14 protein-coding genes are annotated in these 15,617 nt (G+C 65.8%); 10 read left to right on the top strand and 4 right to left on the bottom strand.

Going from position 1 to position 15,617, the window contains the following annotated elements; genetic code table 11:
• Positions 1 to 23: 23 nt before the first annotated feature.
• Complete coding sequence (locus HZB49_RS05535; RefSeq protein WP_291609504.1) at positions 24 to 1,673, top strand: glycosyltransferase family 39 protein; 1,650 nt, start codon at positions 24 to 26, stop codon at positions 1,671 to 1,673.
• Positions 1,674 to 1,760: 87 nt separating this feature from the next.
• Here the strand turns inward: HZB49_RS05535 and HZB49_RS05530 are convergent, their stop codons facing one another.
• From HZB49_RS05530 to HZB49_RS05515, 4 genes are read right to left on the bottom strand one after another with little or no spacing between them, the layout of a single operon-like run.
• On the bottom strand, positions 1,761 to 2,213 hold the full coding sequence (locus tag HZB49_RS05530; RefSeq protein ID WP_365857435.1) for a DUF6789 family protein: 453 nt from the start codon (positions 2,211 to 2,213) through the stop codon (positions 1,761 to 1,763).
• Positions 2,214 to 2,233: 20 nt separating this feature from the next.
• On the bottom strand, positions 2,234 to 3,649 hold the full coding sequence (locus HZB49_RS05525) for a M20/M25/M40 family metallo-hydrolase (protein ID WP_291609502.1): 1,416 nt from the start codon (positions 3,647 to 3,649) through the stop codon (positions 2,234 to 2,236).
• A 10-nt stretch (positions 3,650 to 3,659) separates the two neighbouring features.
• Entirely contained in the window at positions 3,660 to 4,979 is a 1,320-nt protein-coding gene (locus HZB49_RS05520) for a glycosyltransferase family 87 protein (RefSeq protein ID WP_291609501.1), read from the bottom strand.
• 19 nt (positions 4,980 to 4,998) lie between these two features.
• A complete protein-coding gene (locus HZB49_RS05515) occupies positions 4,999 to 6,639 on the bottom strand; it encodes a helicase HerA-like domain-containing protein (protein WP_291609500.1) in 1,641 nt (546 codons plus the stop codon).
• A 350-nt stretch (positions 6,640 to 6,989) separates the two neighbouring features.
• On the opposite strand from HZB49_RS05515, the gene HZB49_RS05510 reads away from it, so the two are divergent.
• From HZB49_RS05510 to HZB49_RS05470, 9 genes are all read left to right on the top strand, one after another.
• Entirely contained in the window at positions 6,990 to 7,355 is a 366-nt protein-coding gene (locus HZB49_RS05510) for a DUF2267 domain-containing protein (protein WP_291609499.1), read from the top strand.
• 32 nt (positions 7,356 to 7,387) lie between these two features.
• Positions 7,388 to 7,795 carry a DUF4332 domain-containing protein gene (locus HZB49_RS05505; protein ID WP_291609498.1) on the top strand — a complete coding sequence of 136 codons (408 nt, stop codon included), beginning with the start codon at positions 7,388 to 7,390 and terminating at the stop codon, positions 7,793 to 7,795.
• A gap of 230 nt (positions 7,796 to 8,025) precedes the next feature.
• A complete protein-coding gene (folP, locus tag HZB49_RS05500; RefSeq protein ID WP_291611096.1) occupies positions 8,026 to 8,886 on the top strand; it encodes a dihydropteroate synthase in 861 nt (286 codons plus the stop codon).
• On the top strand, positions 8,883 to 9,263 hold the full coding sequence (folB, locus tag HZB49_RS05495; protein WP_291609497.1) for a dihydroneopterin aldolase: 381 nt from the start codon (positions 8,883 to 8,885) through the stop codon (positions 9,261 to 9,263). The genes folP and folB overlap by 4 nt, the downstream gene beginning before the upstream one ends.
• A 3-nt stretch (positions 9,264 to 9,266) precedes the next feature.
• Positions 9,267 to 9,767, top strand: a complete 501-nt coding sequence (gene folK, locus HZB49_RS05490; protein WP_291609496.1) for a 2-amino-4-hydroxy-6-hydroxymethyldihydropteridine diphosphokinase — start codon at positions 9,267 to 9,269, stop codon at positions 9,765 to 9,767.
• An 81-nt stretch (positions 9,768 to 9,848) separates the two neighbouring features.
• The gene (locus HZB49_RS05485) at positions 9,849 to 11,720 is read left to right on the top strand and encodes a methylmalonyl-CoA mutase subunit beta (protein ID WP_291609495.1); all 1,872 of its coding nucleotides are present in this window, start codon (positions 9,849 to 9,851) and stop codon (positions 11,718 to 11,720) included.
• Entirely contained in the window at positions 11,717 to 12,181 is a 465-nt protein-coding gene (locus tag HZB49_RS05480; RefSeq protein ID WP_291609494.1) for a GFA family protein, read from the top strand. Before HZB49_RS05485 ends, HZB49_RS05480 begins: the two co-directional genes overlap by 4 nt.
• A 43-nt stretch (positions 12,182 to 12,224) precedes the next feature.
• Positions 12,225 to 14,384, top strand: coding sequence for a methylmalonyl-CoA mutase (scpA, locus tag HZB49_RS05475; RefSeq protein ID WP_291609493.1), 2,160 nt, complete (start codon positions 12,225 to 12,227; stop codon positions 14,382 to 14,384).
• A gap of 238 nt (positions 14,385 to 14,622) precedes the next feature.
• On the top strand, positions 14,623 to 15,615 hold the full coding sequence (locus HZB49_RS05470) for a tripartite tricarboxylate transporter substrate binding protein (protein ID WP_291609492.1): 993 nt from the start codon (positions 14,623 to 14,625) through the stop codon (positions 15,613 to 15,615).
• The last annotated feature ends 2 nt before the right edge of the window (positions 15,616 to 15,617 follow it).

Raw genomic sequence — 15,617 nt, 5'->3', positions numbered from 1 at the left:
GGGACGCCGGGTTAACTATAGCCATGTCATCCATCACGACTTCGGCCATCGATACGCCGGCACGGCGCTCGGTCGAACGGACGTGTGACGATCTTGCCTTATTTATGTTGGGCATCGTCGCCATCGTCGCGGGACTGACGTTCCGCGACTACGGCCTCGGATGGGACGACTACACACACGCCGAATATGCCGACCTTTTGCTGCGGATGTATGGCAGCGGTTTCAAGGACACGGCCGCGCTGTCGTTCGCCAATCTCTACATGTATGGCGGCGGCTTCGACATGGCTGCGGCGCTGCTGCACAAGGTGATCCCGCTCGAACTGTTCGAGACGCGCCGCCTGCTTGGCGCCGTCGTCGGCCTCGTCGGCCTCGCGGTCACGTGGCGGCTGGCGCGCCGCGTCGGCGGACCGCTGGCGGGACTCGCGGCGCTGCTGCTGCTTGCGCTGTGTCCGACATTCTACGGCCACATGTTCATGAATCCAAAGGACGCGCCGTTCGCGGTGGCGATGGTCGTGCTGATGCTCGGCCTGGTGCGGCTCGCGGACGAATATCCCGCACCCTCGCCGCGCACGATCCTCATCCTCGGCATCGGCGCGGGCCTCTCGATCGGCTGCCGCATTCTCGGCGGGCTCGCACTGGTTTACGCCGCGATCGGTTTCCTGCCGCTGCTCATCAACGAGTTCCGCAGGCAAGGCGCGCGTGAGGCGGCACATCGCTTCGCCCATGTCGTCTATGTGCTGCTGCCGGGCCTTGCCTTCGGCTATCTGGTGATGGGGCTGATGTGGCCGTGGGCGATCCTGGAGCCCGGCAATCCGCTGCATGCGCTTACCTATTTCTCGCATTTCTTCGAGAAGCCGTGGAAGGAGATGTTCGACGGCGCGCTGGTGTCGGTGCCGGACATGCCGTGGTCCTATCTGCCGACGCTGTTCGTGTTGCAGCTGCCCGAAGTCCTGCTCGCTTTGCTCGCCGCGGCCGTTGCCGGGACGTTCATGTCGCTGTCGCGCAAGGATGTGCCGGCGCGCCGCAAGACCATTTTCCTGATGCTGACGCTGGCGACCGTGCTGCCGCTTGCGATCGCAATGGTGAAGCGGCCCGCCCTCTACAACGGCATCCGCCATTTCATCTTCGTCATCCCGCCGATGGCGGTGCTCGCAGGCGTTGCCTTCGCCAAGCTGATGAGCTGGCTCGGCGAGACCCGGCGCAGCTGGCAGCCGGTGGCGCTCGCCGTGTTCGCCTTCGGCCTCCTGCTGCCGCTCGGCGAGATGATCCGCCTGCATCCCTATCAATACACCCACTTCAACCACATGGCCGGCACCGTCCGCTCCGCCGACAATCTGTTCATGCTGGATTATTGGGGGCTGGCGCTGAAGCAGGCTTCCGACGGCCTGCGCAACGAGATCGACGAGCGCCAGGAAGTGCCGCCGCAGGGCCGCAAGTGGAAGGTCGCGGTGTGCGGTCCGCAGCGCCCGGCGCAGGTCGCGCTCGGCCCCGACTTCACAATCGGCTGGGATTCCAACGCCGCCGATTTCGCGATGACGCTCGGCGAGTTCTACTGCAAGGGACTGACCGCGCCCGTGATGGTCGAGATCAAGCGCGACGACGTGGTGTTCGCCCGCGTCTACGACATCCGCGGCCGCAGCATCTCCAGCCTCTTGGCAATCCCGGCGCCGTGATTGAAATTTCGCGCGCGTTGGTGTAGTGTCTTACCCAACGACCTCTGCACTACCGAATCAAACGCCGCCCAATTCCGGGCGGCGTTTTTACGTTGGCGGCGTGGCCCGCGCATGCAGCGCACCATAGACCGCGCCCAGCACCAGGCTGTAGGTCAGGATCATCGCCAGCGAGAACAGGGCGGGCTCGACGCCGAGCCCCAGCCTGGCCGCGAACGGCCCCAATCCGATCAGCGGAAAGAACAGCAGGCCGATCGCCAGCCAGCCGGCGACGCCGAACATCAATCCCTTGACCATGCCGCTTCGCCCCGGCAGCAGCTCATAGAGGCGGCCGAAGGCGAATCCGAGGATCGTTGCTCCGTTGAGGAACGACAGGGCCCACGGCACGATCGGGTGAACCTGGCCGCCGATCATGTGGCTGAGCGCGGCCTGAAAGCTCGCATAGGGCTGAAACGCCGGCAGCAGCCCGATCCGCGATTTCAAGTACATCAGCGGCGTATGGGCGACGCTGCCGCAGAATCCCGCAACCGCCGCCTTCCACAGCCAATCTGTCGTCTTGCGCGTTATCGCGGCACCTCTGCGAGCGCGGCGAGGATCCGCGCCCAGGAGCGGATGCCCTTGTGAAAACTCTTGAGGTCGTACTTCTCGTTCGGCGAATGGATATTGTCGTCGTCCAGGCCGAAGCCGACCAGCAGGCTGTCGAGGCCGAGCGTACGCTTGAAATCGGCAACGATCGGGATCGATGCGCCGGAGCCGACCAGCAGCGCCTCCTTGCCCCATTCCTCGGTCAGCGCGCGCTTGGCGGCGGCGAGCGGCTTCATGTTCCAGTCGAGGGCAATCGCCGCGCCGCTGGAATGTTCGGTGAAGACAGCCTTGCAATCACCGGGAAGCCGCGCGGTGACGTAGTCGCGGAACGCCTTCTTGATCTTCTGCGGATCCTGGCCTTCGACCAGGCGGAACGAGACTTTGGCAGAGGCTTCCGCCGGGATCACCGTCTTGGAACCCTCGCCGGTGTAACCGCCGAAGATGCCGTTGATGTCGCAGGTCGGGCGCGAGGACACCTGCTCGATCAGCAGGCGATCCTTCTCGCCGGCGGGAATCGAAAGCCCGATCGGCTTAAGGAAGGACTCCGGCGTGAGATTGAGGTTCTTCCACTGCGCCAGAATATCCGCCGGCAGATCCTTCACGCCGTCATAGAAGCCGGGAATGGTGATGCGGCCATTGTCGTCGAACAGGCCGCCGAGGATGTTGGTCAGCACCCGGATCGGGTTGCGAGCGCCGCCGCCGAACACGCCGGAATGCAGGTCGCGGTTGGCGGCCTTGATGGTGACCTCGTCATACACCAGGCCGCGCAGCGAGGTGGTGATGGCGGGCGTGTTGGGGTCCCACATGCCGGTGTCGCACACCAGCGCATAATCGGCCTTGAACTCGTCCTTGTTGGCCTCGAGGAACGGCACGAAGTTCTTCGAGCCGACTTCTTCCTCGCCCTCGATCAGGATGGTGACATCGACCGGCAGCGAGCCGGAAACCTTCTTCCAGGCGCGGCAGGCCTCGATGAAGGTCATCAGCTGTCCCTTGTCGTCCTCGGCGCCGCGCGCGACGATGATCTTGCGGCCGTCGGCGTGATCGGTGACGACGGGCTCGAACGGCGGACGGTGCCAGAGATTGAGCGGGTCGACCGGCTGCACATCGTAATGGCCGTAGAACAGCACATGCGGCCGGCCGGCGTTGCCGTTCGCCTTACTGTCATTGGCCCTGGCCACGATGGCGGGATGGCCCGCGGTCGGCCGCACCTCGGCCTTGAAGCCGAGCGTCGCGATGTCTTTCGCCAGATGATCGGCGGCTTTCCTGCAGTCCTCCGCAAAGGCCGGGTCGGCCGAGATCGACTTGATGCGCAGGAGATCGAACAGCCGCGCCAGGCTGTTGTCGAAATCGGCATCGATATGGTCGAGCACCGGCTGCAGTTTTGCGTTGGCCATGGCGGGTTCCTTAACTTGAGGCGCTGTCGGCGTCAGGTTGTAGCGCGCCGGCCGGCGGAGACAAGGCCGGCGGCGGATTCAGGATGTGCCAGACCAGGCCTGCGGCCAGCACGGCGGTCGCCGCGAGATTGTTGCCCCAGGCCTGCAGGTCGGTCGGGAACGGCGGCAGCGCCAGCAGCAGCAGGATGCCGGCCAGCGCCAGCAGCGCCCAGGTGCCTGCGCGCACCTTTGGCCGCGGGTCGTAAGCCGCGCGATGGATCAGCACGGTCATCGGGAAGAACAGCCACATGAAGTAGTATTGCCGCGCCAGCGGCGAGGCCACCGTCATCAGGCAGAACAGGATGCCCAGCTCTTCCGCATCCGAGCGCTCCGTCCGTCGCGACGCAGGCGGCATCACCGCGATGTAGCCGAGGCCGATGGCGAGCGAGAGGACGACAACGATCAGGTTGGCGGTTCTGAAGCTGACGTCCACCACATTCATGGTGCGCGCGGGTTTCCTGGGATCGTCCTGATTGTAGTTGACGGGCCGGGTCAGCCGGTGCGTCACCGCGATGATGGACTGATTGACCCAGGACCAGTTCTGCTCGTCGCGCTGGCCGAAACCCTTTTCCGAGCTGGTGCCGACCATGCCGTGATACCAGGTCTTCAGCTCCTTCACATTATGCTCGAAGCCGCGGAACGGCGCCGGCAGCACGAACAGCAACAGGACGAGGAAAACCAGCGTGCTCGCGACCGCCTTCCACTGCCGCCGCCAGATGAGATAGGGCAGCACCGCGACCGGAAACACCTTGATCGCCGTGGCGAGCGCGAACATCGAACCGGCAAACCACGGCCGCGCGCGCGCGAGCAGCCAGAAGCCGTAAAGCATCAATGCCAGCAGCACGAGATTGGGCTGGCCCAGATCGTACATGTCGAAGATGAAGGTGATGGTGACGAAGCTCGGCAGCGCGAACAGCCACGGGCCCGGCGCCCTGCCCGCCCCCGTCATCCCGTTGGAAAACCCCGCCGCCGTCCACCACGCCACCGCGTTGATCAGCGAGAGGCAGATATAGAGCGGGATCTTGCCGAACCAGGCCGGGATCGCCAGCAGCACCGCCGGCAGCGGCGGGTAGATGAACTCGAACTGTGCGTTGGGGTCGCTGGGATAGAGATTGAGGCCGTGCAGCACCTGCTGGCCGGCCCAGTACCAGAGCGGATAGTCCTTGGTCTTGCCGTTGCCGAAGATCTCGGGAACGAGCACGTCGGCAGTCAGCACGATGACGCAAAGAAAGAACAGCCAGTCGAGCGGCGCCCGCCACGACGGATATCTCAGCGTCGATTTGTCGATCACGGGACTATCGGAACTGCAACTAGCGCCGCAGCAGTCCGCCGAGCGCGCCGCGCACCAGCGAACGGCCGACCGAGCTGCCCAGCGATCCCGCCACCGATTTGCCGACGCCGGCCGCGAGATCACCGATCACCTTGTTGGTGACCGTGCGCGTCACCTGGCGCGCGACGATCTGCCCGGTCGACATCCTGCCGCGCTTGACATTGGTGCCGAAGATCGTCCCCACGATCGAGCCGATCTGTCCGAGGATGCCGCCGCCACTGCTTGCCGTGGCGCCGCTGCCGCCTGCCTCGTCGGCAGGCGCCGCCGTGCCGGCGATGCGCTTCTGGATCATCTCGTAGGCCGATTCCGCATCGACGGCGGTGTCGTATTTGCCCTTCACGGGGCTCGCCTTCATGATCGCCTTGCGCTCCTCCGGCGTGATCGGCCCGATCCGCCCGGTCGGCGGCCGGATCATGACGCGCTCGACCATCGTGGGCGTGCCGCCGCCCTCGAGGAAGGACACCAGCGCCTCGCCCTTGCCGAGCTCCATGATGACACGGGCGGTATCGAGCTTCGGGTTGGGCCGGAAGGTCTGCGCGGCGGCCGCAACCGCCTTCTGGTCGCGCGGCGTGAAGGCGCGCAGCGCATGCTGCACCCGGTTGCCGAGCTGGGCCAGAACCTTGTCGGGAACGTCGATCGGGTTCTGCGTGACGAAGTAGACGCCGACGCCCTTGGAGCGGATCAGGCGCACCACCTGCTCGATCTTGTCCATCAGCGCCTTCGGCGCGTCGTTGAACAACAGATGCGCCTCGTCGAAGAAGAACACCAGCTTCGGCTTCGGCAGGTCGCCGGCCTCCGGCAACTCCTCGAACAGCTCCGACAGCAGCCAGAGCAGGAACGTCGCATAGAGCCGCGGGCTCTCCATCAGCTTGTCGGCGGCGAGAATATTGACGTAACCGCGGCCGTCGCTGTCGGTCTTCATGAAGTCCTTGAGCGCCAGCGCCGGCTCGCCGAAGAACTTGGTGCCGCCCTGGTTCTCCAGCACCAGGAGCTGGCGCTGGATGGTGCCGACGGTGGCCTTGCTGACATTGCCGAAGCCCTGCGCGGCCTTGCGGATATCGGCCAGTTCGTCGACCTCGCCGTCATCCGACGCTTTCTTGCCGCCCGCGGGCACGATAGCGTCGAGAAGCGCGCGCAGGTCCTTCATGTCGATCAGCGTCAGGCCGTTTTCGTCCGCGACGCGGAATGCGACGTTGAGCACGCCCTCCTGGACGTCGTTGAGATCGAGCATGCGCGACAGCAGCAAGGGGCCCATCTCGGTGACGGTGGCCCGCACGGGGTGGCCCTGCTCGCCGAACACGTCCCAGAACACGGTCGAGAACCGGTCCGGCTGGAATGCCAGCCCCATTTCGTTCGCCCGCTTGGTGATGAAGTCCTTGGCCTCGCCGGTTTCCGCAATGCCGGACAGGTCGCCCTTGATGTCTGCGGCAAATACGGGGACGCCGGCGCGGGCAAATCCCTCCGCCATCACCTGCAGCGTGACCGTCTTGCCGGTGCCGGTGGCGCCGGTGACGAGACCGTGCCGATTGGCCAGCGCCAGCGTCAGCCATGCCGGCTGCTCGCCCTTTCCGATAAAGATCTTGTCGGCAGTATCGGCCAGCTTGTTGTCTGACACAGCCATCGCATCGCCTCTTCGCGCAGTTTGACCGGGATCAATCCGTAAGGCGGACCATACTTCATCTTGCAGCGCGATTGAAACCGGTCAGCGGTCCCTTTGAACGGATCGAAAAGCCTCGCACCGAGATCATTCGCGCTTCCCAAGCTCGTCCAAAAGTTGCAGGCGGTGCGCATCGCATCGACGATTCCTCGCGATACAAGCAGCCGATCTTGCATTGCTGCAACACTCGGCTCGGGATCGCCAACCAAACTTCGCCCGAAATGTGGTCATCGCTTGTAATTCGCATCGCACGCGATCAAGATTGAATTCGACAGATATAGGGTCCGGCAATAACGGGCTGAGGCGGGGCAAATATGGACGAACTGGTTGGACAGCTGGCCGCGAAGGCCGGCATCGACAGTGCTGTCGCTGAAAAAACCGTCGGCATCATCCTTGGGTTCCTTCGCCGGGAAGGACCGGCCGACAAAGTCCAGGCTTTGATCGATACCATCCCGGGCGCGGAGGCCGCGATTGCAGATTCCGAGCGCGGTGCCGGGTTTTCCCGGCTGATGGGCGGCGGCCTGATGGCCGTCGGCACCCGGCTGATGGGGCTGGGACTGGGCGTCAGCGAGATTCAGAACGTCGCGCGTGAACTTTTCAAGTTCGGCCGCGACAAAATCGGAGCGGAACACATGAGCGAGATCATCTCGGGGACGCCGGGCCTCAGCCAGTTCGCATAGCCCTTCGCGTCAGCACCTGTACATCGAGCATCATGACATATCCCCTCTCCGAGATTGACGGCATCAGCGTGTACGCCGCCTCGAAGCTGAAATCGCTGGGCATTCGTACGACCGAGGCGCTGCTGGAAGCCGCCAGCACCGCTAAGGGACGCAAGGAGCTGTCGGCCAGGACCGGCATCAGCGAACAGCAACTGCTGGAATGGGCCAATTTCTCCGACCACATGCGCATCCGCGGCATGGGAAGAGCCAAGATCGAGCTGATCCGCGCCGCCGGGGTCACCACGGTGCGCGAACTCCGCCTGCGCAACCCGTCGCGGCTGGCGCAGAGCATGAAGGAGGCCAACGTCAAGCGTAAGCTGGTGCGCGCGATGCCTTCGGAGAAGTCGGTGGAGCGCCTGATCGAGCAGGCGCGCAAGCTGCCGCCCAAGATCACCTACTAGATCACCCGACCGAGTCTCCTCTAAACCTATCCACATCGTCATGGCCGGGCTTGTCCCGGCCATCCACGACCCTTCCCGCTGCACAAAGAACGTGGATGCCCGGGTCAAGCCCGGGCATGACGAGTTTGTGGCGGCAGGCGATGGAGCAATCCGCATATGCGATTGCCCTGCACTTCCAGCGGCCCCTTCCCGACCTTGACACCCCGCCGCGGACCGCGCAAAGCGACCGCATGATCGCAACCGCGTCCAGATCAGCTGCGGCGGCCACGCCGGCCGGTCGCCTGGACCTGCCGGCGCTGCTGGCACGGCCCTGGCCGGCCGTGATGGGCGTGCTCAATATCACCCCGGACTCCTTCTCCGACGGCGGCGCCTTCATCGCGCCGGAAAGCGCGCTGGCGCAGGCGCGCCGCATGATCGCCGAGGGCGCCGACATCATCGATATCGGCGCGGAGTCCACCCGCCCCTATGGCGGTTCGCAGCCGGTGACGGCGGAGGACGAATTGCGGCGGCTCGAGCCGGTGCTGCCGGAGGTGGTTGCGCTCGGCGTCCCCGTCTCGATCGACAGCATGAAGCCGGCCGTCGTCGCCTGGGCGCTGGACCGCGGCGCCGTGATCGCCAACGACGTCTGGGGCCTGCAGCGCGACGGCGGCATGGCCGGGCTGATCGCGGAGCGCAATGTCCCCGTCGTGGTCATGCACAACCGCGACGGCGCCGATCCCGCCATCGACATCATGGCCGATATCGCCGCCTTCCTTGCCCGCTCGCTCGACATTGCGTCCAGCGCCGGCATTGCCCGGGAGCGGATCGTGCTCGACCCCGGCATCGGCTTCGGCAAGACGCCGGAGCAGAGCATGACGGCACTGGCGCACCTGGCCGAACTGAAGTCGTTCGGCTTGCCCATCCTGGTGGGCGCCTCGCGAAAGCGCTTCATCTCCACGGTGACGCCGTCGGAGCCGCAGCAGCGGCTGGGCGGCTCGATCGCGGCCCATCTGATCGCGGCGCAAAACGGCGCCAACATCATCCGCGCCCATGACGTGGCGGAAACCGTGCAGGCGCTGCGCGTGGCAGCGGCGATCGAGGACCGGAAATGACCGACACCATCTTCGTCAAGGGCCTCGTCATCCACGCCCGACACGGCGTGATGGATCACGAGACCGAGGTCGGACAGCGCTTCGTGATCGATCTCGAGCTGTTCTCCGATCTCTCGGAATCCTCGCGCACCGACCACCTCGCCGACACCGTGTCCTACGCCAATGTGGTGACGACGGCGGTCGCTGCCTTCAAGAACGTCAATTATAAGCTGCTGGAGCGCGCGGCCGGCGCGGTGGCCGACGCCATCCTGGCGACCTTTCCGCGCATCCGCGCCGTCAAGGTCACCGTGCACAAGCCGCATGCGCCGATCGCCGCGATCTTCGAGGATGTCGGCGTGGTGCTGACGCGCTCGCGGCACCCGCCCGCACATGGCTAGCCGATGGCCCGCGTCCTGATCGCACTCGGCGGCAATGTCGGCGACGTCCGCGCTACCTTCGGGAAGGCGATCGCCAATATCTGCGGCATGACGCAAGGCACGCTGGTGGCGCGCTCGTCGGACTACGCCACGCCGCCCTGGGGCGAGGAGCAGCAGCCGCCTTTCGTCAATGCCTGCATCGAGATCGATACAAGGCTCGATCCCCACGCGCTGCTGTACACCCTGCACAGGATCGAGAAGAAATTCGGCCGCGACCGCGCCCATGAGCGGCACTGGGGGCCGCGCACGCTGGACCTCGACCTGCTCGCCTATGACGACGTCAGGCTCGACAGGCGCGAGCTGACCCTGCCGCACCCCCGCCTGTTCGAGCGCGCCTTCGTGCTGGTTCCGCTCGCCGAGATCGCGCCGGACCGTGTCATTGCGGGACGCCGCGTGCGGGAGGCGCTGGCCGGGCTTTCCACCGACGGTATCGAGCGGCTACCCGACCGGCCCGATCCCGCCTGAAAGGACCAAAAACAGCGTTTGGCTTGGCCGTCGCCGCATGGCAATTTCCGGCCCAAATAGAAGAAGAGCTTTCAGGAAACAATGACCTCCTCTACCGAAGATTTGCGGCTGGCAGCGGAATTCGCGCCGGCAACCCGGGATGACTGGCGCAAGCTGGTCGATGGCGTACTCAAGGGCGCGCCGTTCGAAAAGCTGGTCGGCAAGACCTATGACGGCATCCGGATCGAGCCGATCTACACCCGCGCCAAAGGCGCCGCTCCGATCGCCGGACGCGCGGCGGCGGCACCCTGGCAGATCATGCAGCGGATCGATCATCCGGACGCCGTACAGGCCAACGCGCAGGCGCTGCATGACCTCGAGAACGGCGCCACCGGCCTCACGCTCGTATTTGCCGGCGCCAATGGCGCACATGGTTTCGGGCTCGATCCGTCGCCGGAGGCGGTGGAAAAGATCCTCGACGGCGTCTTCCTCGATGCCGGCATTGCGCTGGAGCTGCAGATCGGGCCGCAGTCGCGGATGGCCGCGATCCATGTCGCCGAGCTCGTCAAGCGCAAGGGCCTTTCGCCCGCGTCCTGCGACATCCGCTTCGGCCTCGATCCGCTCGGCGCGGGCGCCGTGTGGGGATCGAGCCCCTATGCCTGGGCCGAGATCGTGCCGGCGGTGACCGGCGCCGTTCAGGGCCTTGCCGGCATGGGCTTCAAGGGCCCGATCGCCGCCGCCGACGGCCGCGTCGTGCATGATGCCGGCGGCTCCGAGGTGCAGGAGCTTGCCTTTGCGCTCGCCACGCTCGTCGCCTATTTGCGCGCGATCGAGCAGTCCGGCGTCGCGCTCGATGCCGCACGGGGCATGGTCTATGCCCGGCTTGCCGCCGATGCCGACCAGTTCCTGACTCTGGCAAAGTTTCGCGCCATGCGGCTGCTCTGGGCGCGCATCGAGCAGGCCTGTGGGCTGACACCAAAGCCGTTGTTCATCGCCGCCGATACCTCGTGGCGCATGCTGACCCAGCGCGATGCCTTCGTGAACATGCTGCGCGCCACCATGGCAACCTTCTCCGCCGGGCTCGGCGGGGCGAACGCCATCACCGTGCTGCCGCACACGCTGGCGCGCGGCCTGCCCGATCCCTTTGCGCGGCGGGTGGCACGCAACACCCAGCTCGTGCTGCTGGAGGAGTCCAATCTGGCAAAAGTCAGCGATCCCGCGGCCGGCTCCGGCGGCATCGAGGCGCTGACATCGGAACTGTGCGAGGCGGCCTGGGCGCTGTTCCAGGAGACGGAGAAGGCCGGCGGGCTGTTTGCGGCGCTGGAGCAGAACATCATCCAGCGCAAGGTCGCAGCGACCCGTGCGGCGCGCGAGGCCAACATTGCAAAACGCCGCGACGTGCTGACCGGCGCCAGCGAATTCCCGAACCTGCACGAAGCCGACATCGCCGTGCTCGACACCAAACCGATCGTGCTGCCGTCCTATGGCGAGGCGAAATTCAAGTTCGACCCGCTGCCGCCGATGCGGCTTGCCGCCCCGTTCGAGACGCTGCGCGACAAATCGGATGCGATCCTGAAGAAGACCGGCCTTCGGCCAAAAATCTTCCTCGCCAATCTCGGTACCGCCGCCGACTTCACCGCGCGGGCAACCTTTGCGAAGAGCTTCTTCGAGGCCGGCGGCATCGAGGCCGTGGATAACGAGGGCTTTGCCGACCCGGCCGCGCTGGCGGCAGCCTTCAAGAGCTCCGGCGCGCGGCTCGCCTGCCTCTGCTCGTCCGACAAGGCCTACGCCGCGCATGCAGCGGCTGCCGCGCAGGCCCTTCAAGCGGCAGGCGCAGGCCATATCTATCTCGCAGGCCGGCCCGGCGAGCAGGAAGCAGGCTATCGCGGCGCGGGCGTCGGCGATTTCATCTTTGCCGGCGGCGATGCGCTGGCGGTGCTGCGCGAGGCCTATCGGCGGATGGAGCGAGCATGACGGATACGGCAAAACCCGTTTTGACCGGCGGCTGCCAGTGCGGCGCCATCCGCTTTGCGGTGGCGGCGACGCCGAAGCGCATCAGCATATGCCATTGCCGGATGTGCCAGAAGGCGACCGGTGCGCCGTTCGCCTCGTTTGCCGACATCGCGCATGCCGATTTCGCCTGGACGCGCGGCAAGCCGGCCACGTTCCAGTCCTCCTCCATTGCGCTACGCGACTTCTGCGCCGCCTGCGGCACGCCGCTCAGTTACCGCCTGATCGACGGACCCAATATCGAGATCCTGACCGGCAATTTCGACCGCCCCGACCGGGTGATCCCGACCCGGCAATTCGGCACCGAATCCCGCCTCGGCTGGGTGGTCGGCATCGCCAATCTGCCGAGCCAGACCACCCAGCAGAACTACGGGCCGGAGAAGATGGCGACCATCAGGAGCCACCAGCATCCCGACCATGACTGAAACGCCGGGCCGAAGCGCCCGGCCGTGCTATAATGGATAGGCCATGAGCCGCATACCGAACTTTGCCGATATCGCCTTTGAGAAGGCCGCGCCGCCCTCGCCCGCCGGCAATGCCGAGCCGTGGCTGACGCCGGAGGGCATCCCGGTCAAGCCGGTCTATGGCGAGGCTGATCTGGCCGGCATCGACTTCCTGGAGACCTGGCCGGGGATCGCGCCCTATCTGCGCGGCCCCTACCCGACAATGTACGTCAACCAGCCCTGGACCATCCGGCAATATGCCGGCTTCTCCACGGCGGAAGACTCCAACGCCTTCTATCGCCGCAACCTTGCGGCGGGCCAAAAAGGCCTGTCGGTCGCCTTCGATCTCGCCACCCACCGCGGCTATGACAGCGATCACCCGCGCGTCTCCGGCGACGTCGGCATGGCCGGTGTCGCCATCGATTCCATCTACGACATGCGCACGCTGTTTGCCGGCATCCCGCTCGACCAGATGAGCGTGTCGATGACCATGAACGGCGCGGTGCTGCCGATCCTGGCGCTGTTCGTCGCCGCCGCAGGCGAACAGGGCGTGCCGCCGGAAAAACTTTCAGGAACGATCCAGAACGACATCCTGAAAGAGTTCATGGTGCGCAACACCTACATCTATCCGCCGGCGCCCTCGATGCGGATCATCTCCGACATCTTTGCCTACACTTCGCAGAAGATGCCGAAATACAATTCGATCTCGATCTCCGGCTATCACATGCAGGAGGCCGGGGCGACGCAGGACCTCGAGCTCGCCTATACGCTGGCCGACGGCGTCGAATATCTGCGCGCGGGGCTCGCCGCCGGCCTCGACGTCGACCGCTTCGCGCCGCGGCTGTCGTTCTTCTGGGCGATCGGCATGAACTTCTTCATGGAAGTCGCCAAGATGCGCGCCGCGCGGCTGTTGTGGGCGAAGCTGTTGAAGCAATTCAACCCGAAGGACCCGCGCTCGCTGTCGCTGCGAACGCATTGCCAGACCTCCGGCTGGTCGCTGACCGCGCAGGACGTGTTCAACAACGTGATGCGCACCACCATCGAGGCGATGGCGGCAACGCAAGGTCACACCCAGTCGCTGCACACCAATGCGCTCGACGAGGCGCTGGCGCTGCCGACCGATTTCTCGGCCCGCATCGCCCGCAACACGCAGCTGTTCCTGCAGCAGGAGAGCGGCACCAACCGCATCATCGATCCCTGGGGCGGCTCCTACTATGTCGAGCGGCTGACACTCGACCTCGCGAGAAAGGCATGGGGCCACATCCAGGAAGTCGAAGCGCTCGGCGGCATGGCCAAGGCCATCGAGGCCGGAGTGCCGAAGTTGCGCATCGAGGAAGCCTCCGCCAAGACGCAGGCCCGTATCGACGCCGGCCGGCAGGCCGTGATCGGCGTCAACAAGTACAAGCCTGTCGATGAAGCCCCGATCGAGATTTTGAAGGTGGAGAACTCCACCGTGCGACGGCTGCAGATCGACAAGCTGAAGCGGCTGAAGGGCGAGCGCAGCCAGAAGGACGTCGACGATGCGCTGGCGGCATTGACCCGCTCGGCCGGCGAAGGCAACGGCAACCTGCTGGCGCTCGCCATCGACGCCGCACGGGCCAAGGCCACCGTCGGCGAAATCTCCGATGCGATGGAAAAGGTGTTCGGCCGCCACCGCGCCGAAATCAAATCCATCACCGGCGTCTACAAGCGCGAGGCCTCCGCCATGTCCAACAGCAAGGTCGAGAAGGTGCAGGCCCTGATCGACGCCTTCGAGGAGGCCGAGGGCCGCCGCCCCCGCATCCTCGTCGCCAAGATCGGCCAGGACGGCCACGACCGCGGCCAGAAGGTGATCGCGTCCGCCTTCGCCGATGTCGGCTTCGACGTCGATATCGGGCCGCTGTTCGCCACTGCCGACGAGGCGGCGCGGCAGGCGGTCGAGAACGACGTCCATATCCTCGGCGTGTCGTCACTGGCGGCAGCCCACCTCACCGCCGTGCCGGAGCTGAAGGCTGCGCTGAAGAAGCACGGCCGCGAGGACATCATGATCATCATCGGCGGCGTGGTGCCGCCGCAAGATTACGACGCCCTCTACAAGGCCGGCGCCGAAGCGATCTTCCCGCCGGGCACGGTGATTTCCGATGCCGCCGAGGAATTGATCCACAAGCTCAACGCGCGCCTCGGCCATAGCGAGGCGGCGGAATAGTTCCGCTGCCTCAAGCGAAGCGACGATCTAGCGTCCTCTCGTTCACGAAAATGATTGCGATCATAGTGCTGGCAATGCGCGCAACCCGCGCGATTTCCGAATGCACTGACATCGATGGGGCGCTGCCCAATGCGCAGGGCTGGCGACACTTCCTCGCCTTGCGACCGCGGCGCAAACTTGCCTAGAATGCCCGCGCCATAAGAGCGCCGGACTTCACCGGCGCCGCGGGAGGAACAACATGCCCAACATTACGCGCCGCGCTTTCGCGGCTTCCACTGCCGCCGCAGCCGCCGTCGCCGGCCTCGGTCTCAAGCCCGCATCGGCGCAGGCCTACCCCGCTCGTCCGGTAACCGTGATCGTGCCCTGGGGCGCAGGCGGCGGCACCGATGCGACCGCGCGCATTGTTGCGGCGCTGCTGGAAAAGGATCTCGGCCAGCCCTTCAACGTGGTCAACCGCACCGGCGGTTCCGGCGTGGTCGGCCATTCCGCGATCGCAACCGCCGCACCCGACGGCTACACCATCGGCATGCTGACGGTGGAAATCTCGATGATGCACTGGCAGGGGCTGACCGAGCTCGGGCCGAAGAGCTATACGCCGCTCGCGCTGATGAACGAGGATCCGCCCGGCATCCAGGTCTCCTCCACCTCGCCCTACAAGACGGTGAAGGAACTCGCCGACGCCATCAAGGCCGCGCCGGCCGGCAAGTTCAAGGCCTCGGGCACGGGCCAGGGCGGCATCTGGCATCTCGCGCTGGTCGGCTGGCTGCAGGCGATGGGACTGGCCGCCAACCATGTTGCCTGGGTGCCGTCCAACGGCGCCGCGCCCGCCATGCAGGATCTCGCGGCCGGCGGCCTCGACCTCACCACCTGCTCGGTGCCGGAGGCGCGCGCCATCATCGAAGCCGGCAAGGCGCGCAGCCTCGCCATCATGGCGCCGGCGCGAAATCCGGTCTTCCCCGACGTGCCGACGCTGAAGGAGGCGATGGGCATAGACTATTCGACCGGCGCCTGGCGCGGCATCGCGGGTCCCAAGGGCCTGCCCGCCGACGTTTCAACAAAGCTCACCGCTTCGCTCAAGAAGGTTTTCGACTCCAAGGAGTTCAAGGAGTTCATGGCCAATCGCGGCTTCGGAACCGTGTGGGGCGATGCGGCCCAGTTCGCTGCCTTCATGGACAAGGGCGACGCCGCGATGGGCGTGGCGATGAAGGCGGCCGGCCTTTCCAAGGCCTGACA

It is taken from the genome of Bradyrhizobium sp., assembly GCF_016219575.1.
GTDB lineage: Bacteria > Pseudomonadota > Alphaproteobacteria > Rhizobiales > Xanthobacteraceae > Bradyrhizobium.
The sequence above is the reverse complement of the archived record's forward strand: the minus strand, read 5'-3'. Positions and strand labels throughout refer to the sequence as shown.

Coding starts and splice junctions, on each gene's coding strand:
- HZB49_RS05505 (WP_291609498.1), top strand. CDS start 7,388: ATGACATATCCCCTCTCCGAGATTGACGGCATCAGCGTGTACGCCGCC.
- folB (WP_291609497.1), top strand. CDS start 8,883: ATGACCGACACCATCTTCGTCAAGGGCCTCGTCATCCACGCCCGACAC.
- folK (WP_291609496.1), top strand. CDS start 9,267: ATGGCCCGCGTCCTGATCGCACTCGGCGGCAATGTCGGCGACGTCCGC.
- HZB49_RS05515 (WP_291609500.1), bottom strand. CDS start 6,639: ATGGCTGTGTCAGACAACAAGCTGGCCGATACTGCCGACAAGATCTTT.
- HZB49_RS05525 (WP_291609502.1), bottom strand. CDS start 3,649: ATGGCCAACGCAAAACTGCAGCCGGTGCTCGACCATATCGATGCCGAT.
- HZB49_RS05470 (WP_291609492.1), top strand. CDS start 14,623: ATGCCCAACATTACGCGCCGCGCTTTCGCGGCTTCCACTGCCGCCGCA.
- HZB49_RS05480 (WP_291609494.1), top strand. CDS start 11,717: ATGACGGATACGGCAAAACCCGTTTTGACCGGCGGCTGCCAGTGCGGC.
- scpA (WP_291609493.1), top strand. CDS start 12,225: ATGAGCCGCATACCGAACTTTGCCGATATCGCCTTTGAGAAGGCCGCG.
- HZB49_RS05485 (WP_291609495.1), top strand. CDS start 9,849: ATGACCTCCTCTACCGAAGATTTGCGGCTGGCAGCGGAATTCGCGCCG.
- folP (WP_291611096.1), top strand. CDS start 8,026: ATGATCGCAACCGCGTCCAGATCAGCTGCGGCGGCCACGCCGGCCGGT.
- HZB49_RS05535 (WP_291609504.1), top strand. CDS start 24: ATGTCATCCATCACGACTTCGGCCATCGATACGCCGGCACGGCGCTCG.
- HZB49_RS05510 (WP_291609499.1), top strand. CDS start 6,990: ATGGACGAACTGGTTGGACAGCTGGCCGCGAAGGCCGGCATCGACAGT.